The 20,529-nt window shown below is 72.7% G+C and carries 11 protein-coding genes; 6 read left to right on the forward strand and 5 right to left on the reverse strand.

Going from position 1 to position 20,529, the window contains the following annotated elements:
* Positions 1 to 22 precede the first annotated feature (22 nt).
* From ACM26Y_RS19820 to ACM26Y_RS19830, 3 genes are all read right to left on the reverse strand, one after another.
* Positions 23 to 1,474: a dynamin family protein gene (locus ACM26Y_RS19820; RefSeq protein WP_416061675.1), complete on the reverse strand. Its 1,452-nt coding sequence runs from the start codon at positions 1,472 to 1,474 to the stop codon at positions 23 to 25.
* On the reverse strand, positions 1,471 to 3,297 hold the full coding sequence (locus tag ACM26Y_RS19825) for a dynamin family protein (protein WP_416061676.1): 1,827 nt from the start codon (positions 3,295 to 3,297) through the stop codon (positions 1,471 to 1,473). Before ACM26Y_RS19825 ends, ACM26Y_RS19820 begins: the two co-directional genes overlap by 4 nt.
* 119 nt (positions 3,298 to 3,416) lie before the next feature.
* Positions 3,417 to 5,609 (reverse strand): IniB N-terminal domain-containing protein, encoded by a 2,193-nt coding sequence (locus tag ACM26Y_RS19830; RefSeq protein ID WP_416061677.1) that lies wholly within the window; start codon positions 5,607 to 5,609, stop codon positions 3,417 to 3,419.
* Positions 5,610 to 5,854: 245 nt separating this feature from the next.
* Between ACM26Y_RS19830 and ACM26Y_RS19835 the strand changes: the two genes are divergently transcribed.
* From ACM26Y_RS19835 to ACM26Y_RS19855, 5 genes are all read left to right on the forward strand, one after another.
* A complete protein-coding gene (locus ACM26Y_RS19835) occupies positions 5,855 to 7,657 on the forward strand; it encodes an Hsp70 family protein (RefSeq protein WP_416061678.1) in 1,803 nt (600 codons plus the stop codon).
* A gap of 3 nt (positions 7,658 to 7,660) precedes the next feature.
* Positions 7,661 to 10,129 (forward strand): LuxR C-terminal-related transcriptional regulator, encoded by a 2,469-nt coding sequence (locus tag ACM26Y_RS19840; protein ID WP_416061679.1) that lies wholly within the window; start codon positions 7,661 to 7,663, stop codon positions 10,127 to 10,129.
* Complete coding sequence (locus ACM26Y_RS19845; protein ID WP_416061680.1) at positions 10,120 to 11,616, forward strand: hypothetical protein; 1,497 nt, start codon at positions 10,120 to 10,122, stop codon at positions 11,614 to 11,616. The genes ACM26Y_RS19840 and ACM26Y_RS19845 overlap by 10 nt, the downstream gene beginning before the upstream one ends.
* A 92-nt stretch (positions 11,617 to 11,708) precedes the next feature.
* Positions 11,709 to 13,028 (forward strand): S1 family peptidase, encoded by a 1,320-nt coding sequence (locus tag ACM26Y_RS19850; RefSeq protein WP_416061681.1) that lies wholly within the window; start codon positions 11,709 to 11,711, stop codon positions 13,026 to 13,028.
* Between the two features lie 130 nt (positions 13,029 to 13,158).
* Positions 13,159 to 14,460, forward strand: coding sequence for a S1 family peptidase (locus tag ACM26Y_RS19855; protein WP_416061682.1), 1,302 nt, complete (start codon positions 13,159 to 13,161; stop codon positions 14,458 to 14,460).
* A 399-nt stretch (positions 14,461 to 14,859) separates the two neighbouring features.
* Here ACM26Y_RS19855 and ACM26Y_RS19860 read toward each other — a convergent pair whose 3' ends face one another.
* Positions 14,860 to 15,534 carry an ammonium transporter gene (locus ACM26Y_RS19860; protein ID WP_371382369.1) on the reverse strand — a complete coding sequence of 225 codons (675 nt, stop codon included), beginning with the start codon at positions 15,532 to 15,534 and terminating at the stop codon, positions 14,860 to 14,862.
* A gap of 482 nt (positions 15,535 to 16,016) precedes the next feature.
* Between ACM26Y_RS19860 and ACM26Y_RS19865 the strand changes: the two genes are divergently transcribed.
* Complete coding sequence (locus tag ACM26Y_RS19865; RefSeq protein ID WP_416061683.1) at positions 16,017 to 19,349, forward strand: heterodisulfide reductase-related iron-sulfur binding cluster; 3,333 nt, start codon at positions 16,017 to 16,019, stop codon at positions 19,347 to 19,349.
* A gap of 123 nt (positions 19,350 to 19,472) precedes the next feature.
* Here ACM26Y_RS19865 and ACM26Y_RS19870 read toward each other — a convergent pair whose 3' ends face one another.
* The gene (locus tag ACM26Y_RS19870) at positions 19,473 to 20,417 is read right to left on the reverse strand and encodes a type IV toxin-antitoxin system AbiEi family antitoxin domain-containing protein (protein ID WP_416061684.1); all 945 of its coding nucleotides are present in this window, start codon (positions 20,415 to 20,417) and stop codon (positions 19,473 to 19,475) included.
* Positions 20,418 to 20,529: the final 112 nt, after the last annotated feature.

The raw sequence follows: 20,529 nt of genomic DNA on the forward strand, positions 1-20,529 counted from the left end.
GCAAGAGGCACCGACGCGCGCATCAGCCTGCGACGTCGGCGAGGATGCCCTCGCCGCTGCGGGCCGCCACGCTGCACGCGTTCGCGGTGAACCGGTCGAGCAGGGGGTGCTCGGCGCGGGCGCGCCAGGTGCGGACGGCGGCGACACCCGCGGCGTGGATCTCGGCGACGGTCGCATCCGGCGCGAGACCCAGGCGCTGGGCCGGGCCGATACCGAAACCACCGATCAGCCGCTGCAGTTCGAGCACGTCGTCCTCGCTCAGCGTGACCCGGGTCGAGCGCAGACGGCCGAGCAGGCGCAGCTCGGTGAAACCGTGGACGTCGGCGAGCAGCCGCTGCACGGAGGCGAGCAGAGGGCCGTCGTGGTGGGCGCGCAGGACCCGTTCGAGCGACATCAGCGCCGAATGGGCCTTGAGCTGATCGGCGCGCTGGCCGAACTGCACGTCGATCACCTGGCGCAGCTCGTCGAGCCCGCTGCGCGCCACCAGTTCCGCGGCCAGCGTCGGCGAGTCCCGCACGCCCAGAACGATCAGCGTGACGGCCATGCGAATCCCGAACAGGCCGAACCGGTCGACGAGGTGCGCCCGGGTGCCCGGGTCGACGGGCAGCGCGATGTCGGGACGGGCGAACCGATCCGCCGACAGCATCGCCACCTGGAGGTCCTGCGACGGCACCTGCGCGAGCGCCTCGAACGCGGCGAACTCGCTCTGCCGCAACGTCCGCGCGCCCAGCGCGAGCAGCCCCGCGACCGGCACCACGGCCTGGCACAGTCCGGTGCGCTCGAGCTCGCCGGCGAACCGGGCTGCCACCTCCTTGGCCGACATCATCGCGTCCATCCGGCCCGCGCCGACCTCGTCGGCACGCGAGACCACACCGATCACGCCGAGCGGGCCGGATTCGCCGCCCACGTGCTGGCCGATCCGGCCGAGGAACTGCACGTCGGCGGCCCCGAGGGTGCGCATGAGGTAGACGACGGCGTCGGCGCCGGAGGCGTCGTCGTCGGGGGTCAGCAGCTCGAACGTCCGGGCCGAGACGTCCTGTGACAGCGACGACGTGCCCGGTGTGTCGATGATCGTGGTCTGGGACAGCGCACTGGCCGGCCATTCGACGTCGATCCGGTCCACCCGGTCCGCGGTCAGCTCACCGAGATCGAAGGTGAGCCGGCCGTCGCGGCGCTGCACCGGCACCGGCAGGATCCGGTCGCCGTCGTAGTGGGCGGTCACCGAGGGGGTCGAGCCGCTGCGATACCACGTGACGACGCGCGTGCACTCGGTGGCATCGGTGGGGGCGATGTCCTGTCCGACGAGGGCGTTGAGCAGCGTCGACTTGCCGGCCTTGAGCGATCCGGCGAGCGCGACGCGCAGCGGCTGTTCGAGCCGCGCCGCGCACAGCGCAAGCTGCTCGGCGGCGCGCGGGTCGCTTCCGTACCGGGCACGCGCGGCCGCGACGAGTTCGCGGGCCTGCTCGACACTCACGCGTCGACCCCGGCCAGCTGTGCGGCCCGTTCGCGCAGCGTGGTCAACGCCCGCACGTGCGTCTCGAGTTCGGCGACGCGACGCTGCCGCTGCGCTTCCTCGACCGTCGCGGCCTCCTGCGCGGCGCGCAGCGACTCCGACAGCGACCGCAACGTCTGCTCGGCCAGCTCGGTGAAGTGGTCGCGCAGCTGGCGCTGGATCAGCCGGAGCCGGTCCTTCGACTCCTTGCCCACCTGGAACCCGACGTCGTCGGTGAACTTGCGGACGGCGATCTTGGCGTCTGCGCGGCGCTTAGCGATGCGTGCCTGCTTGTCGTCGCGATAGGCCTTGGTGCCGAGCACAACTCCCGCACCGACGGAGATCGGGTTGACCAGGGCCATACCCATGAGCGTGGTGATCAGCCCGAACATGAGCACTCCACCGTAGGAACCCTTCATTCCCACCAGCATCTTCTGGCCGACACCGATGCGGCCCGATTCGAGGTCCGAGAGCCGGGAGACGGGCTCGAGCAGTCCCTCGAGGTCGCCGAGGTGCAGATCGGGCAGGTCCACGGCATCGCTGTCGGCGAAGTGCCCCGCGACGACCTCGGCGAGCCACACCGAACGCTCGTGGGCCCACACGAAGTTGTCGCCGACGGACTCGGCGACCTGCTCCCCGAGCCATTCCCCGATCCGGGGCCACTCCTCGCCCGGGTCGCATTCGTCGACGGTGGCTTCGGCCTCGCGGGTGACGCGGCGCAGCCGGTCCCGCAGGTCGTGGTCGATGTCGGCGGCGAGGTCGGCGATCCCGTCGGCCAGGGTCTGCTGCCACTGGGCGGCCCGCGTGCGCAGCGCCTCCGCGGCGGCCTTCGCCCGCTGCAGTTCCGCGACGGCCGCCGCACCGGTCTCGGGATCGCGCAGCGCCGCGAGCTCGCTGCCCAGGCTCAGGGCGACGTGCTCGACGACCGACTTCACGTCCAGCGCGACGGAACGCCGGGCGACGTCGGCCCCGCGCGCGACGACCCGCTCGCGGAGGAATCCGTAGACCGATTCGAAGCCCGACTCCTCGTGCAGCGACGCGTCGTCGAGGCGCAGGGCGTGACTGCGCAGCAGCGACGAGACGGGCAGCAGGGGCACGTCGAGGTCCGCGCGCTGCAGGTGCCCACGGTCCGCGGCGACGATCTCGCGCCAGTGCGGGTACAGGTCCGTCTTGGTGATCAACACTGCCGCGGCCGGGCACAGCTGCAGCACCTGCCGCAGGAAGCTCAGTTCCGGCTCGGTGAACTCCTGGCTGGCGTCGGAGACGACGAACACCGCGTCGGCCGCCGGCAGTAGACCCAATGTCGCTGCGGCGTGCGGGTTTCCGTGCCCACCGACACCGGGCGTGTCGACGAGGACGAGTCCGTCGGCGAGCAGCGGGCTCGGCACGTTCACCTCGAGGCGGAGCACCTCGCGGCCACCCGCGCGCGGCGTGGCGGGCGTGACGCGCTGCAGCTCGTCGACGGGCAGGTCCACCCGGACGGGCTCGCGGCCGGGCTCGGCGAGCACGAGTTCGGCGAAGGTGCGGTCCGCGTTCTGCACGACGGTGGGGACGGCGGTGGTCTCGTCGTCGCCGACCGAGCACACCTCGAGGTTGAGGAGCGAGTTCACGAACTGGCTCTTGCCCTGTTTGAGCTGGCCGACGACGACGACCCGCAGGCGTGGGTCGACGACGCGGGTGCGCGCCGCGTCGAGCCTGGTGGCGAGGTCTCCGCGCTCGGCGGCGCGGATGTGTTCGGCGGCCGCGTCGATCAGGTCGACGAGGGCCGCGCGGCGAGCGGCGGCATCTGCGGAGGACGTGTGCATGGTGATCGCTTCGACTCGCCTTCTGTCGGAGTGCGGGCTGCACCGAGATTATGTCCTCTGCGAAGAACGCCGGCCCCGCGTGGTGCACGCGGGGCCGGCATCGGGGTCCGTGCAGTGGATCAGCCGAGGAAGGTGTCGAAGTCCGGGTCGGTGTCCGCACCGGCGCCGGCGTCGATCCCACCGTGCAAGTCGGCACCGGTTTCGGCGGAACCGAACAGGCCACCGGTGCCGCCGGCGCTGCCGAAGACGTCGCCGGCGTCGATGGACGACCAGGCACCGGTCGCGCCGTCGGCGGTGCCCGAGAGCTGGCCGCCGAGCTGCGAGGTGCTCTCGACCGCACCGCCGAGGCCGGCACCGAGCGAGCCGCCGGCGTCGGCGGCGCCCTCGATACCGCCGGTGACGGCGCCCTCGACACCGCCGGTGACGGCGCCCCCGAGCTGCGACGCGCCGCCCGCGGCGCCTTCGAGTCCGGCGCCGAGGCTGCCGCCCAGGTCGGTCGCGCTGTCCAGGCCACCGGTCAGCTCGCCACCCAGGTCGGTCGCTCCGCCGAGACCACCGGTCAGGCCCCCACCGAGACCCGCACCCAGATCCGCGGCACTGTCGAGACCACCGGCCAGGCCCCCACCGAGACCCGCACCCAGATCCGCAGCGCTGTCGAGCCCACCGGTCAGTCCACCGGCCAGCTCCCCGCCCAGGCCGGCCGCCCCGCCGAGACCGCCGGTCAGGCCCCCACCGAGTCCGGCGCCGAGGTCGGCGACGGTATCCAGGCCACCGCTCAGACCACCGGCGAGATCGCCCGCCGCCTCGCCGCCGCCGGCGAGCTGCCCGCCGAGGTCGAGCGCACCGTCGAGGGCGTAACCGAGCTGACCCGTCAGGTCGGCGTCGACGCCCAGACCGCCGCCGATAGCGGTGGCCAGCTGCGAACCGAGGTCCGCGGTGGAGTCGACGGTGCCACCGAGGCCCGCCTCGAGCACGCCACCGAGCGCGGAACCGAGGTTCGCGCCGGCCTCCCCGCCGACGGAGAACGCGGAGCCGAGCACCGCGGACAGGGTGCCGTCGGCACTCGATTCGACGGATGTGGACAGGTCGAGCGCGACGTCGAGGGCGTTGCCGAGTTCGAGGGTGGCAGAGTTCTCGAGGCCGAGTGCGCCGCCGAGCAGCCCGCCGACCGCGGTGCCGAGGTCCAGGCCGCCGGTGGCGTCGCCGCCGAGGAGGGCGCCGAGGTCGATGCCCCCGACGAGCCCTCCGTCGGCGCCGGCCTCGAGCACGGCACCGAGCGTGCCGCCGAGATCACCGGCGACGGAGCCGCCGGTCTCGAGCAGCGCAGACAGCGAGGCACCGAGTCCGGCGGTGACGCCGGTAAGGGCGTCGAGGTCCAGACCACCGGCGAGGCCGGTTCCGAGCTCGAGGACGGAGTCGAGGGCGCCACCGAGCTGGGCGGTGAGTTCGGTGCCCAGGCCGAGCGCCCCGCCGAGGGTCGCGCCGACGGCCGTCGCGAGATCCGCGCCCCCGGCGAGTGCCGCCTCGACGGCGGCGGAGAAGTCACCGCCCGCGGCGAGTGCCGTGTCGAGCAGCCCGCCCAGCGCCCCACCGAGCTGACCACCGAGCTCGCCACCGACCCCGAAGGCGGCTTCGAGCGCACCGGACAGGTCGAGCGCCGTACCGGCCGTCGCCCCGAGCGCCGCATCGAGCGCCGCGCCCAGATCGGCGACGACGCCGGTTGCGGCATCGAGTCCGAGGCCGCCGGCGAGTGCACCGGAGAGCACCGCGCCCAGGTCGAGGTCGCCCGCCAGGTCGAGGGCACCGGAACCGATGCCGCCGAGGGCACCGCCCGCACCGAGGGCCGCGCCGAACGCCGCGCCGAGTGCGGCACCGAGTTCGCCGCCGAGTTCCAGCGCCGCACCCAGCGTGCCGGTGAGACCGGCGGCCAGCTCGGCCGCGAAGTCGGTGTCGATGCCGAGCCCGCCGCCGAGTCCACCGCCGACGGCACCGGCGAGACCGAGGCCGGCACCGCCGGCGAGACCGAGGCCCGCACCGCCGGCCAGGCCGCCGGCGAGACCTCCGGCCGCACCGGCACCGATGGCGCCGGCCGCGCCCGCCGCCCCGCCGAGTGCCGCGGTGAGTTCGGCGGCCGTGCCCGCGAACAGTCCGCTGTCGGCGACCAGGGGTGCGACGGCGACGATGTCGGCGTGGCACACGTCGGCCAGTCCGGCCTGGGCCAGGGCGGCGTCGGGGTTCGCGCAGTAGCGGGCGAGGGCCTCCTCGTCGCGCAGCAGGCTGAGGATGAAGTCGAGCACAGCGTTGGTGGACATCGCATCTCCTGAGGTCGGTGTTCTGCGATTCACGCTACGAACGGCCGGTCCCCCGCCCAAGGGGGCCGAGACCCCCATCGGTCCGGGGCCCGTACGGGGGTGCGCGTTAGGGGATCGGGGCGGACAGGGGGATCGCCCCCGCACCAGGGTCGAAGGTCTCGTATCGGGCTAACGAGATCGTGTCCGATGACGACATTCAACGCGACACGGCGGACACGTCCGCCCCGAACAGGGAGCGAAACGACATGGCAGCAGGGCTCGGAGTCACGATCGGTTCGGCCGATTCGGTGGCGGCCACCGCGTTCGATCGCGCCGACACGTACCGCCCGGTCGTCCTGTCCCGTGCCAGCGAACTGCACCTTCCCCCCGACGACGCGCCACACCTCGGTCGCCGCCCGGCCGCACCGGGTGCACTGGTGTTCACCGACTTCGTGAGCCGCGTCGGGGATCCGGTCGGTGTGCTCGCCGACAACGGAGCGTCGTACTCCGGGGCGGACCTGACCGCGACGGCGATCGGCTGCCTGGTGCACGAGGCCTCGCTCGACCTGCCGGAGGCCCCCACGATCACGGTGGCGCATCCGGCGACCTGGGCCGGCTACACCGTCGACGCGCTGCGCGAGGCCCTGGTGCAGGCCGGGCTCGCGGACGTGACGCTGATGCCCGAGCCGATCGCCGCCGTGCGCTGGCTCGAGTCCACCCAGGGTTCCCTCGGCGACGGTGTGGTCGTCGTCTACGACCTGGGCGCCCGCACTCTCGACGTCTCGGTGGTACGCACCGGCGCCGAGCCGGTTCTTCTCGGCCGCCCGATCGCGAGCGAGGACGTGTGCGGCGGCCACCTCGACCATCTGGTCACCACCCATCTGCTGGACACCGTGCGCGACGACGTCGCCGACCTCGATCCGTTCGCCGCTCCGATGACGGCGGCGCTGGCGGAGCTGCGTACCCGGTCGAGGGCCGCGAAGGAGCAGCTGTCGACCGACACCGAGACGGTCGTCGCGATCGATCTGCCCGGTGTGCGGCGGGACGTGCGTCTCGTCCGCGACGAGTTCGAGGAACTGGCTCGCGGCCCGCTGCAGGAGTCGATGGCGCTGGTGCACGAGGCCCTGCGCGGGGCCGGGGTCGAGCCGTCGGATGTGGGGCGGGTGCTGCTCACCGGGGGCGGCGGCGCCATCCCCCTGGTCGCCGAGCTGCTCTCGGCGGAGCTGGGCGTCGCGGTGGCGGCCGGGCCGCATCCGGCCCACACCGCAGCCCTCGGGGCGGCTCAGCCGCGGGCGGGAGCCGCGGTCGCCGCCCTGGCGGACGACGATGTGCCCACCACCGTGCTGCCCGTGACGACGGACCGGCCGACCGAAGCGATCTCGACGGTTCGCCCGGCAGTCGTCCCCACCGCGACTCCGGCCGCCGCGGCTCCGGCCCCCTCCCGGTCGCGGCGCTACGTGCTCGCGGGGGCCGCGGCCGCTGCGCTCGTCGTGCTCGGTGCGGGTGGCCTCGCGGTGGGAACGCTCGGCACCTCCGACGCCTCGGAGGCCGGCGCGGGCGTCTCCACCTCCGCGACCGTCCCGGGCGCGACCCCCGCCTCGGCCGGGGGGCCGGCGACGACCGCGACCACGGGGTCCGGCACGAGCAGTGCCGTGCCCGGGACGACACCGGGTACCCGGGCCGCGGCCACGGCGGCGACGCCCGGGGCGCCGGGCACCGTCGCCCCTGCCGGGTCTGTTCCTGCCGGCACCTCCGCACCCGGTGCGGCGCCCGCAGCGCCGGCCCCCGGAGCTCCTGCTCCCGGAACCGTCGCCCCGGCTGCCCCCGTCCCCACGACCACGGTCGTCCCCGCTCCGGCTCCGGCACCCGCTCCGGCCCCGGCGCCCGCTCCCGCCCCGGCGCCCGCGCCGAACTACGGTTCGCAGGTCGGTGACGCCCTCGGCGGTGCCGGTCAGGGTGCCGGTGCGGTCGTCGGCGGCGCCGGCAACGCGGTCGGCGGTGTCGTCGACGGGGTCGGCGGTGCCGTCGGTGGCGTCGTCGACGGCGTCGGCGGACTCCTCGGCAACTGACCGATGCCGCAGCCTGTTTCCCTGCCGCGCGACGTCGCGCAGGCCGTCGCCGCGAGCCCACCCCGGCTGCTGCTCACCGGTCCCGCCGGCAGCGGCAAGTCCGCGTTGCTGTCCTCGGTGCGGCAGACGCTCGCCGATCGGGACCTCACCGTCGGCACCGATCCGGATTCGCCTGCGACGTCGGCGCTGGTGGTCGACGACGCGCACACCCTGCCCGCCGAGTCCGTCCTCGCGCTCGCCGAGCAGGTGCGGCGTGGCGAGCGGGCGGTGGTCGTCGCGACGGAGCCGCGGCCGCACCGCAGCGATCTGCGCGCGTTGTCGTCCGCGTTCGGCGCGCATTCGGCGCTCGTCGAACTGCGTCCCCTCAGCCCTCGCGAAATCGCCGGTCGGGCAGCAACTCTCGGACTCACGCCACGCCCGGAACCGATCCGCGCGGTGCACCGCCTGACCGGCGGGACCCGCGACGTCGTGGACGCGGCTCTCGTCGCACTGCGCGACGGCACCGATCCCCGACGGGCCGCCGCGGCCCGCGTCCGGGACCGGCTCGCCGGCGACGACCCGGACCTGCCTCGAATACTGGTGCTCGCCGCCCTCGGCGGCACCCTCGATCCGCTCGAGGTCGCCCCCGTCCTCGGCGTCGAGGCGGACCGCGCGCGTGAACTCGTCGACGCCGCGCGGGCCAGCGGTCTGCTCACCGTCGACGGCGACGTCCCGATCCCCGCGGCCGCCGCGGTGCCCGCCACCGTCCTCGGGTCCCACGGCGTCCGCACGCTCGCGCACCGGCTGGCGACGCTGCGTCTCGACGCTGGGCTGCTGTCCGCGGACGCCGCCCGAGCCCTCGCCGAGGCGGGCGTGGCCGACGCCCGCCTCGCGGACCTTCTCGTGATGCTCGCCGCCGAGGCCGCGCCCGCGCAGGCCCTCGCGCTGTACGACGCCGCGATCCGCGCCGGGGCCGACGCCGACGCGCTCGAGGTGCGCCGCGCCGAGACCGCCGGGCTCGCAGGTGATCTCGTTACTGCCGCCCAGCTCACCGACCGGCTGCTCGACCGCGCCGCGACCCTGCCCGGCGACGAGTTGACCGCCGCGACCCGCATCGCCGCGACCGTCGCCGCGCGCCGCGGCATGCTCGGCCGCAGCGCGGATCTGTACGAGTGGCTCGGTCCCGAACGCGCGGGCGCCGATGCGCCGATCGCCGCGACGGTGCTGCTCGCCGCGGGCCGTCCCGGCGCCGCTGCCCGGTTCGGCACGGCTGCGCCGGCACCGACGTCGTCCGCGGCGTCCGCTCAGTTGCTGGCTGCCGGCCTGCGCGAGTCCGTCGGCGGCGACGGGCGCGTCGCGATGAACAGCCTCACGCGGGCCCTGTCCGTGCACGGCGCCGGCGACCGGACACGGCTGCTGCCGGACACCCCGGAGGCGGTCACGGCCCTGCTGTGCCTGCACTCGGGCGAACTCGCCCATGCCGCCGCCGTGCTCGGCCGCGCCACCACCGTGCCCTCCGTGCGGCACCGCCTGCTCGCGGCCTGGACGGCGCTGGTCGGCGGCGATCTGCCGGCCGCCACGGCCGCCGCCGACGAGCTCGCCCCCGCGGTCACCGAGCAGCGGGACCAGCTGTTCCTGCACGGGCTGCGGGTGGGCCTGGCCCGCCGCGGCGGCGACGTCGGCGCGCTGACCGCCGCCTGGACCGCGGCGCAGGGCGTGGTGGCCGAGTACTCGGTGGACCTGCTGAGCCTGCTGCCCCTCGGCGAGTTGTGGCTCGCGGCGGTCCGGCTCGGCGAGGCCGACCGCATCGCCCATCTGATCGCTCAGGCGCAGGATCTCCTGTCGACCCTCGACGAACCGCCCCTGTGGGGCGCGACGCTGCACTGGTACGGGGTGCAGGCGGCCATCGCCGCGGACCGGCCCGCGGAACTGTTGCCACACGCCCGCGCGCTCGGGGCGGCGGCGGAGTCCACCGCCTACGCGTCAGCCCTGGCGCGGGCCGGTCAGGCGTGGCTGCGGGTGCTGCAGGGCGACGTCGACCCCGTGCGGGTGCAGGCGGCCGCGGAGTCGCTCGCCGCGATCGGCCTGCCCTGGGACGGAGCACGACTGGCCGGCGAGGCCGCGTTGCGGGTGGACGACACCGCGGCGGCGACGGCCCTGCTGCAGGTCGCGCGGGCCGTGCGGCACCCGTCCGCCGGGCCGCGCACCGCCGCACCGGCACCCGCTGCCGAGTCGCCGACGGCCCCGAGTCCCCTGTCGGATCGGGAGGCGGAGGTCGCCGACCTCGTCGTCGCCGGACTGACCTACCGCGAAGTAGGGTCCCGCCTGTACATTTCCGCGAAGACTGTCGAGCATCACGTCGCGCGCATCCGGCGGCGGCTCGGCGCCGGCTCGCGATCGGAGCTCATCTCGATGCTCCGTGCGCTCGGGCACGGGGCCGAGGCTCGGCAACCGGCAACCAGTGGGAACGGGGGGACTTCCGCATGTCCGTAGGCGTGGGCCTGAGAGTCGGCACCGTCGTGTCCGCCGTGGCCGTCACCTCCGCCGAGGGCATCCGTCCCGACCCCGAACCGGTCGAACGCCTCACCCGCCTGCACCTGCACTCCGACGGCACGGCGACGCTCGGCGTCCGCGACCCCGGCACCGGCGTGTGCAGCTCCTTCTCCGGCTTCGTCGACCGGGTGGGCGATCCGGCCGGGGTGCGCGCCGAGGACGGGGCGCTCTCCCGCGCCGAGGACCTCGTGGCGACCGCGATGGAATGCCTCCTCGCCGACGCCGCATCCCTGGTCGGCGACTCCCCGGCGACGGTGGCCGCCGCGCATCCCACCGAATGGTCGCCGGCCACCGTCGCAGTACTGCGCAACGCCCTCGACTACGTCGGGTTGCGGCACGTCGCCCTGGTGTCGGACGCCGAGGCCGTCGCGGCGTGGTTCGAGGCGCGGGTCGCGCAGCAGAGCGGCCGGCTCGTCGCCGTCTATCACCTGGACGCCGGCGGATCGACGGTGACGCTCGTGCGTTCCGGTGTCGCCGCGGGCCGCGCGTTCCGCTATCCCGAGGGCGACGCCCCGTCGGTGCCCTCGCAGCTGTCGGCCGCGCTCGGTGCGTTCGGCTGGCTCGTCAGCAACCTCGACGCCGTCGTGATCAGCACCGAGGACCCCATGGACCCGTCGGCGGCACAACTCGTCGCGCAGACCGTGAAGGCCGGGATGGGCGTGCGGTGTGTGCTGCCCCCGCAGCCGCAGCACACGGTGGTGCGGGGCGCGGCGCTCGCCGCCGCGGCCGGATCGGCAGACATGGTCGGCGCCACCCGGATCATCCCGGCGGTCCGTTCGGGCGCCGCCGCACGCACACCGCTCGAGCCCCCTGTCGCCACCGAACCGCCTGTCGCCACCGAACCCCCTGTCGACGCCGTCGCGACGACCGTCACCGACCGGATGCCTGCCGAGCCGGACCCCGCTCCGCGCAACCGGCTCGTCGTGAGCGGCGCCGTCGCGGCAGCCGTCGCGCTGCTCGTGGGACTGGGTGCCCTGGTGTTCTCGCTGCGGGACACCCCGGCCGGCACCCCGGTACGGGAGGCGGGCGCCGCCTATGAGTCGCTGTCGAGCGCCGTGCAGGTGCCGTCGACCACCGGGACTCCGCCTGGCACCAGCGCCGCCCCGGCGACCACCCCCGACGCGGCACCGGTCGCCGTCGACCCCGGGCCCGTCGATTCCGGGCCCGTCGTCACCGAATCGCTTTCCACCGCCGCGGTCGCACCGTCGGTCCGGTCCACCACGTCCCGCCCGGCGCCCACCACCACGCGCTCGACCACTACCGAACCCACCACGAGCGAGGCCACCCGCGACCGGAACCGGCCCACCCGGACGACAACCCCCACCGCCACCGCGACCGTCGCACCGACCACGACGTCCACGTCGACCCCCACCGGAACCACGGAACCGGACCCAACGGACACCACCAGTTCGGAGGCACCGGAGTGATACCCACCGTCCCGTACGCTGTCACACGGTCGTGCTCGCTCCCGCGACACGATCACGCACGAAACCCGTCAACTCATTCTCGAAGGGCCCCCATGCGTTACTCGTCGGCGTCGCGCGCCGCTGCTCGTACCACCGTCCGCCGTGTCGTCGTCGCTGCGGCGTCGGCACTGCTGCTGGCGGGGCCGCTCGCCGCGACCGCCCACGCCGACCAGCTGCCCGCGGATCAGTTGCCCGCCGAACTCGTCGAGGCCATCAGCCGGGACCTGAAGATCAGCGCCGACGAGTACCTCGAGCGGTCCGAGCGCGCCCAGGAACTGGCGGACTACGCGCGCACCTTCCGCGCCGAACGGCCGGACGACTTCGCGGGGGCATGGCTGGGCACCGACGGCCGGCCTGTCGTCGCGGTCACCAACCCCGACGCTGCCCGGCAGGCCGAGAACGACGGCTACCACGCCACCGTCGCGCCGGTGTCCGCGGACGGGCTCGAGCAGTCCCTCGCCGAGCTGAACCGCTGGGTCGCCGCGCTGCCCCGCGAACTTGCCTCCCAGGTGAACTCCACGTCGATCGACGTGTTCAACAACCGTCTGATCGTCGACATCGCCAACAGCCCCGCCGGCCGCGCCCTGAACCTGCCGACGCTGATCGCCAACGTCCAGGTCATGCTCACCCCCGGCCAGCCGCCGAACGAGCCGGGCCCGCTCGGAGGCGACACCTACATCACCGCCGACGGTGACGTCCGCTCGACGCCGCTCGACCGCATCGGCGTGTGCTCGTTCGGCTTCAACGCCGTCGACGCCGACGGATCGGCCGTCAACATCACCGCCGGTCACTGCGACGCGGTCGCCCGCGAGGAGGGCGGCTCCACCGTCTACCTGCCCAACCGGGAGAACATCGACGAGAGCGTGAAGATCGGCGCGTTCACCCGCTCGACCGTCGGCGAGGGCAGCACCCTGGACTACGGCATCATCGGCCTCGACCAGGCGGGCGCGGACGTCGGCCTGAACCGGCCCGTGATCCGCGGCGGCAACGGCTCGACGCTCACCGTCACCGGCACCGCGGCGCCCGTGGCCGGTGCCCCGGTGTGCAAGTCCGGGCAGTCGTCGTACTTCACGTGCGGCATCGTCGCCGCCGACCGGATCGAGACCCAGCTGGTCCGCGCCGACGGCACGAGCACCACGATCCGGGGCTTCGCGACCACGGTCTGCACCCTCTCCGGCGACAGCGGCGGTGCCATCGTCACCGGCACCCTCGCACTCGGGGTGATCAGCGGCTCCAACAGCTCCGGCGCCCCGGACTGCGTCGAGGCCAATCTCGTCCTCGCGCCGCAGGGCGGCACCTCCAGCCTCGGCATCGCGATCCAGGACATCGAGGCCGAGACCGGTGCGCGGGTGCGCACCGGCGCCGCGGCCTGACCGGTCCCGCGCCACGCCGCACGGCTGGGTGTTCGCGCGGCCGACCCCATATGATCGTCCCATCCAGCACCGGCCCGCCCGGGGCCGGTATCTCCACGCACCGTCGCGGAGATCAACGAGGAAGGCATCCATGCGACGCTCCTTCGCCCGTCGAGCAGCGGTCTACGGTTCGGCAGCGCTCATGCTGTTCGGCCCTGCCGCTGCCATCGCCCAGGCCGAACCGGCCCCGATCGAGGCGACGGCGCTGCCGAACGAACTCGTGGAGGCGCTGGCCCGGGACCTGCAGATGAGCCCCGAGCGGTACCTGACGGACGCAGCCCGCAGCCAGGAGCTGGCCCGCTTCGCCGAGACGGCGCGGGAGAAGTTCGCTGCCGTGTTCTCCGGGGTGTGGCTCGAGCAGGACGGCACGCCAAAGGTGGGGCTGACCGAGGGTGACGGTTACGACGCTGCCCGCGAGGCCGCCGAGGACGCCGGATTCACCGTCGAGGACACCGACCGGACCGAGACGGAGCTGCGCGACGAGCTGAAGGCGCTGAACGACTGGCTGGCCACCCAGCCGCCCGCCGTCGCCGACCTGATTCGCGGCGTCGCCATCGACGTCGTGCACAACGACGTCGTGCTGCGCACCGAGAACGTCGCCGGGATCCAGCTGCCCGACTTCCTGCAGGGCGCCCGGGTGCTGTTCGCGCCCGCACCGCTCGTCCCGGAGCCGGCCGCAGGAGACCTGCAGCCCGTCGCCGATCTCGCGGCCCCGACGGCCCTGTTCGGCGGCGACGCCTATGCCGCTCTCGGTGCCGGCGAGGGTCTGCGCTGCTCGCTCGGCTTCAACGCCGTCGACGGCTCGGACCGGCCGGTCAACATCACCGCCGGGCACTGCGACCCGAACCGGCCGTCGGCCGGCACCGAGTTCGCGTCGAAGGTGTACCACCTGATCGGCGAGGAGCTCGGCCAGCAGGTCGGCACCTTCGAGAAGACCAGCCTGGACGGTCACGACTACGCCCTGATCCGGCCCACCGGTGAGGCACAGGGGCGGTTCGAGAACAACGGGGTGCGGGTGCCGCTCGCGGCGCCGCTGCCGATCACCGGTATCGCCGAGCCCGTCGTCGGCGCCCCCGCGTGCAAGTCCGGCGTCCGCTCGGGCTACAGCTGCGGTGTCGTGACCGCGTCCGGTCAGACCGTCGAGGTCGGCCACCGCGTGCTGCGGGACGGCTTCTCCACCAACCTGTGTGCCCTGCAGGGCGACAGCGGCGGCACGATCGTCACCGGCACCCTCGCCCTGGGCATCTCCAGCGCGTCGAACGTCGGCCAGTACGGCATGTGCGAGATCGCCGGCGTGGTCAGCGGACTGCTCGGTGAGTCACCGGAGTTGTTTGCGACGCCGATTTCCGCGATCCTCGCCGAGAACCCCGGCCTGCGCGTGCGCACCTGGTGATCCTCACTGGGTGAGAGCTTCACGCTGAGTGCCTGACGAGGGCCCGCTTCCGATCGGAGGCGGGCCCTCGTGCTGTGCGGCGTGTCGCGCCGTCCGCGACGACCGGAAACCATCCGACCGGTTTAGGATCCTGAGCGTCCCGAGGTCCGGCTGTGGAGTGATCCGCAGCCGGACTGTTGTATATCCCGGCGTCCGTCGACGGCCGGTTCGACAGAAGGTGAGTGGCCGGTGTCAACAGATCTGTTGCTGGTCGGGGTCGATGTGGTGGTCTATGCCGCCGAGCTCGTGGTGCACCTTTTCCGGCTGATCACCCTCAACTCCTGAGGATGCCGAGAGAAAGCGACTGCGGCCCCGCCACCGGAACGGTGACGGGGCCGCAGGGGCTTGTCGGCGCGAGGACTACTTCTCGGCCCACTCCGTGGTGCCCGGGGGCGCCATGAGGGTGTTGATCAGGCCGATACCGGCGACGACCAGGGTCGGACCACCGGCAACGATGGTGCCGATGATGCCGCCGATGGTGGCACCCGGGATGCAACCGACGCCGACTCCCACGATGCAACCCGCGATCGCACCGATGATGGTGCCCACCAGTCCACCGACGGCGGTGGCGATGCCCAGCTGCGACGCGAAGTTCTGCTGCGCCTTCAGGTTCTCCTCGGGCGACGCGACGTCGTTCAGCTTCAGGCTGACGGGGTTGAGGCCCGGAGCGACCTTGTCCTCGGGGTCGACCGGAGTGGCCTTCGACGGGTCGACAACCGGCGTCAGGGTCAGGGTCTTGCCATCCTCGCTGATCTCCCGCTCGAAGGGCAGCTGCAGGTCACCGAGCTGGATGGCCAGCGGCAGGCTGACGACGGCGTTGCCGTCGCTGTCCTGCAGTTCCACGCTCTTGCCGTCGCCGGACACGGCGAACGAACCGGCGTCGATGACGGTGACGACGGAGTCGCCTTCCGCCTGGGTCTCGTAGTTGATCTTCTCCGGTGCCGTGACCGCGGGTGCGGCGTAGGACGTGCCGGCGGTGAGGCCGACGGCGGCGATGGTCATCGTCGCCACGGCGGCGAGCTTCCTGAACTTCATTCGATTCCGTTCTGTGACTTCGGCGCACGCCCCCGACGGACGCCCCCCAAGTTATGACACCAATGCGCCCCTGCGCACCGTAGGCCCTGATCGCGGGTGCGCGAAGCACATCTCGCGCAGCATCATAACCGACATCACAGGGATCGTCGCGTCCGGAATGTGCCGAATCCGTTGCCGGTCCGTTGCCCGACTCGGCGGTAGGGATATCGAAGCGTGACCGGTTACCGCACGTTAGGTATGCCTGACTCAATGAGTCGAAAGGTTTAACGCTTACCGTGGGCGGACACTCACGCTACGGCGCGATGCGGCAATTCGGCCGCCCCCCACGCGGTCGACCTCCACCAGGCACCGCGCCGCAGCACCGCGAGACTAGACTACCGTCCGGTAACTTCCTATAGCTACCGGCTGGTAACTTAGTTCGGGTTACGATGCGTGGGCTTATACCAGGCGGCCGCGGCCGCCCCCGACACGAAAGGCCACCTATGAATGCCCTGACGATCACGTTGGGCACGATCGGCGTGCTGCTCAGTCTGGTGTGCTGGTACTCGTTCATCGGTGGCGCGATGAAGATGGTGAACGTCGTTCGGATCGGCCAGCCGGCTCCGGATCGGTGGCAGCCGTTCTTCCCGCGCTTCAAGCAGATGCTCGTCGAGTTCGTCGCACACACCCGGATGAGCAAGTTCCGCACCGTGGGCTGGGCCCACTGGCTGGTGATGGTCGGCTTCATGCTCGGCGCGATCGTCTGGTTCGAGGCCTACGGCCAGACCTTCGATCCGGCGTTCCACTGGCCGCTGATCGGCAACACCGCCGTCTACCACCTGATCGACGAACTGCTCGGCCTCGGAACCGTGATCGGCATCACCGCGCTGATCATCATCCGGCAGCTGAACCACCCGCGGAAGCCCGAGCGGCTCTCGCGTTTCGCCGGCTCCGACTTCCGGGCCGCGTACTTCGTCGAGGCCGTCGTCCTCATCGAGGGCCTCGGCATGATCTTCGTCAAGGCCGGCAAGATCGCGACCTACGGCCACGCCAACCCGTGGACCGACTTCTTCACGATGAACCTCGCCAAGCTGCTGCCGGCGAGTGCTGTGATGGTGTCGATCTTCGCGTTCGTGAAGCTGATGTCCGGCATGATCTGGCTGTACGTCGTCGGCCGCAACATCACGTGGGGCGTCGCCTGGCACCGCTTCGCCGCGTTCTTCAACATCTACTTCAAGCGTGAGGACGACGGTGGCGTCGCCCTCGGCGCCGCGAAGCCGATGACGTCGAAGGGCAAGGCCATCGACATGGAGACGGCCGATCCGGACACCGACACCTTCGGTGCCGGGAAGATCGAGGACTTCTCCTGGAAGGGCTGGCTCGACTTCAGCACGTGCACCGAGTGCGGCCGCTGCCAGTCGCAGTGCCCGGCCTGGAACACCGGCAAGCCGCTGTCGCCCAAGCTGCTCATCACCTCGCTGCGCGATCACGGCTTCGCCAAGGCTCCCTACCTGCTCGCCGGTGGCCGTAAGGACCTCGGTGGCGACGAGATCGGACTGGTCGACGCCGAGGGCAACCCGGACGAAGCCAAGCTCGGAAAGATCCCGGCCGCAGCGCTGGCCGAGACCGACCGCCGGCTCGTCGGTGAGACCGTCGAAGGCGAGCTCGCACCCGTCATCGACACGGAGACGCTGTGGAGCTGCACCAACTGCGGTGCCTGCGTCGAGCAGTGCCCGGTGGACATCGAGCACGTCGACCACATCATCGACATGCGCCGCTACCAGGTGCTCATCGAGTCCGACTTCCCGTCCGAGCTCGCGGGTCTGTTCAAGAACCTCGAGAACAAGGGCAACCCGTGGGGCCAGAACGCCAAGGACCGGCTCAACTGGATCTCCGAGCTCGACTTCGACGTTCCGGTGTTCGGCCAGGACGCCGACAGCTTCGCCGACTACGAGTACCTGTTCTGGGTCGGTTGCGCCGGTGCCTACGAGGACCGGGCCAAGAAGACCACCAAGGCCGTCGCCGAGTTGCTCGCGACCGCCGGCGTGAAGTTCATGGTGCTCGGCGCCGAGGAGACCTGCACCGGTGACTCGGCCCGTCGCGCGGGCAACGAGTTCCTGTTCCAGCAGCTCGCGATGCAGAACATCGAGACGCTGAATTCGGTGTTCGAGGGCGTCGAGGACTCCAAGCGCAAGATCGTCGTCACCTGTGCGCACTGCTTCAACGCGCTCAACAACGAGTACCCGCAGGTCGGCGGCAACTACGAGGTCGTCCACCACACCCAGCTGCTCAACCGCCTCGTGCGGCAGAAGAAGCTGGTGCCGGTGGCGTCGGTGAGCCAGGACGTGACCTACCACGATCCCTGCTTCCTCGGCCGGCACAACAAGGTGTACGACGCGCCGCGCGAGCTGATGGCTGCGTCCGGTGCGAAGCTCACCGAGATGCCGCGGCACGGCGAGCGGTCCATGTGCTGTGGTGCCGGTGGTGCCCGCATGTGGATGGAAGAGAAGATCGGCAAGCGGATCAACATCGACCGCGTCGACGAGGCGCTGTCGACGAGTCCGTCGAAGATCGCCACCGGCTGCCCGTTCTGCCGCGTCATGCTCAACGACGGTGTCACCGCTCGCCAGGAGAAGGGCGAGGGTGAGGGCGTCGAGGTCGTCGACGTCGCGCAGCTCATGCTCGACTCGATCACGCGTCTCGAACCGGCGCAGCTCGGCAAGAACCTCGAGGTGATCCCGAGTGAGCGGCCCGCTCCCGCACCGGCCGCGGACTCGAAGGGCGCCGCCGTGGCGTCCGAGGCCGTCGCCGAGACCGAGGAGAAGGAACGCGTCGAAGAGATCGAGGAGGCGGCCGCGACGCCGGCAGCCCCCAAGACGGCCCCGGCCGGCGGTCTGCAGATGAAGGGCGCCGCCAAGGCTCCCGGCGCGAAGCCGGGCGGACTGCAGATGAAGGGCGGCCTGAAGGCTCCGGGCGCGAAGGCTTCCGGTGACGGCGCCGCAGCCGAAGCTCCCGCTGCACCCGCCGCCAAGCCCGGCGGACTGCAGATGAAGGGCGGACTCAAGGCTCCGGGCGCCAAGAAGGCCGCCCCCACCGGCGAATCCGCTCCGGCCACCGCCTCCACGGGCGAATCGGCCACCGCCTCGACGGGCGAATCGGCCCCGGCAGCACCGAAGGCCAAGCCGGGTGGGCTGCAGATGAAGGGCGGGCTCAAGGCCCCGGGCGCCAAGAAGGCCGCTCCGGCAGCTCCGGCCGCCGAGGCTCCCGCCACGGAGGCACCGGCTGCCAAGGCACCGGCCGCGCCGTCGGTCCCGAAGGCCAAGCCGGGTGGGCTGCAGATGAAGGGTGGGCTCAAGGCTCCGGGCGCCAAGAAGGCCGCCCCGGCGGCCGAGGCTCCCGCCACGGAAGCACCCGCCACGGAAGCACCCGCCACGGAAGCACCCGCTGCGGCGGCACCCGCTGCCGAGACTTCGGCGGCTCCCGAGCCGCCGAAGGCGAAGCCGGGTGGCCTGGCCTTCAAGGGTGGAGCAAAGGCTCCCGGCGCCCGTAAGGCCGCCGCGCCGACGGCTCCGGCCGCGACGTCCGAGCCGCCCGCGGAGAAGCCCGAGCCGGCTGAGAAGCCCGCCCCCGCGAAGGCACCGGAACCGGCGCACGCACCCCCGGGTGAGGCACCCGATCCGGACGCCCCGCCGGAGAAGGCACCGGAGCCGGAGACGCCGTCGACCAACGGAGCGGAAGCGTCGGCCAACGGTGCCGAGGCACCGGCCCCGCCGCAGGCCAAGCCCGGCGCGCTGGGCTTCCGGTCCGGCGCCAAGGCCCCCGGCCGGCGCTCGTAACACCCGCGACGCCCCCCACCTCGTGTGGGGGGCGTCGTCGTCTTCCTGAGCAGACACCTTTTCTACCGTGCTTGCACCCCCTGCAACGGGGGCAAGCACGCGACAGGGGGTGCAAGCTCGACGTCAGGGCCGGAACGTTCCGGTGGGCCGCGGCCCTCGCGCGGCCCGCACAATCGCCTCCCGGACACGCTCGGCGACCACAGCAGGTGTGGCCAGCTCGTCCCACACCCAGCGCACGACGGTCCAGCCGGCATCGCGCAGACGGTCTTCGCGCTGCTTCTCCCGCCACACCGTCTCCTCCGGCGCCACGCCGTCTCCCCGGTACTTCACACGACCGTCGAACTCACCGATCACCCCGTGGTCCGCGAGCAGGAAATCGACCCGGGCCAGCCACCGTCCACGGGCGTCGAGGATCGTCGCCTGGGTCAGGGGCATCGGAAGGCCGTCGCGGACGAACAGCACGCGGCTGCGGGACTCGCCGACGCTCTCGCTCCGCCCGTCCATGAACTGCGCCGCGCGCACGCCCTTCGCATGGCCGGGGTGGCGGACGTTGCGCGCCAGCGCATCGGTCACGTCGGCGACGGAGATCCCGCACGTGCGCAGGGCGTGATCCCCGGTGACGACGGCCTGCTCGAACGGAAGGGTGCGGACGAGGTCAGCGACCGTGCGCGCGACGGTGAGCACGCGCGCTCCGTCGACATCGGTGACCTCGTCCGGAGCGAACGGCGACGCATGCAGGTTCCGTCCCGGCGTGCGCTTCGCTCCCCCGGCGCGATTGCGGGTCAGGTGGACGTCGTCGAGCGGGGTGTTCCACAGGGCGAGGCCGTGCAGGACGGCGGCAGAGACGTGGCTGAGCGCGGCGTCGGACCGCATCCCGCCTGCCACCGCGACAGCCCGCCGCCGGTGGCGGCCGTATTCGTCGAGCTGCGCGAAACTCTCGGCCGGCAGGTAGGCGCCACGGTGGACGCGGTGCCAGTGACCGCGCCCGCACAGGCGCTGGATCTCGCGATCGCTGACGCCCCGCTCGAGTGCCGCGGCGCGCCGGATGATGTCGTGTTCGTCGCCCATGCAGTCACAGTGCCGTATCGGCCCGGGCGCGCACCGCGACGACGACGGGACCGACTCGATCTGTGGATGGATCTCCCGGTTGTGGACAACCGTGCCCGCACCGGAAACCACG

Origin of the sequence: Rhodococcus indonesiensis, from assembly GCF_047782815.1 — a bacterium.
In the GTDB taxonomy this organism is placed as follows: domain Bacteria; phylum Actinomycetota; class Actinomycetes; order Mycobacteriales; family Mycobacteriaceae; genus Rhodococcus; species Rhodococcus indonesiensis.

Bases quoted from the DNA above. Each gene is read 5' to 3' on its own strand.
- ACM26Y_RS19855 (WP_416061682.1), top strand. From the start codon at position 13,159: ATGCGACGCTCCTTCGCCCGTCGAGCAGCGGTCTACGGTTCGGCAGCG.
- ACM26Y_RS19850 (WP_416061681.1), top strand. From the start codon at position 11,709: ATGCGTTACTCGTCGGCGTCGCGCGCCGCTGCTCGTACCACCGTCCGC.
- ACM26Y_RS19825 (WP_416061676.1), bottom strand. From the start codon at position 3,297: ATGCACACGTCCTCCGCAGATGCCGCCGCTCGCCGCGCGGCCCTCGTC.
- ACM26Y_RS19835 (WP_416061678.1), top strand. From the start codon at position 5,855: ATGGCAGCAGGGCTCGGAGTCACGATCGGTTCGGCCGATTCGGTGGCG.
- ACM26Y_RS19865 (WP_416061683.1), top strand. From the start codon at position 16,017: ATGAATGCCCTGACGATCACGTTGGGCACGATCGGCGTGCTGCTCAGT.
- ACM26Y_RS19845 (WP_416061680.1), top strand. From the start codon at position 10,120: ATGTCCGTAGGCGTGGGCCTGAGAGTCGGCACCGTCGTGTCCGCCGTG.
- ACM26Y_RS19860 (WP_371382369.1), bottom strand. From the start codon at position 15,534: ATGAAGTTCAGGAAGCTCGCCGCCGTGGCGACGATGACCATCGCCGCC.
- ACM26Y_RS19830 (WP_416061677.1), bottom strand. From the start codon at position 5,609: ATGTCCACCAACGCTGTGCTCGACTTCATCCTCAGCCTGCTGCGCGAC.
- ACM26Y_RS19840 (WP_416061679.1), top strand. From the start codon at position 7,661: ATGCCGCAGCCTGTTTCCCTGCCGCGCGACGTCGCGCAGGCCGTCGCC.
- ACM26Y_RS19870 (WP_416061684.1), bottom strand. From the start codon at position 20,417: ATGGGCGACGAACACGACATCATCCGGCGCGCCGCGGCACTCGAGCGG.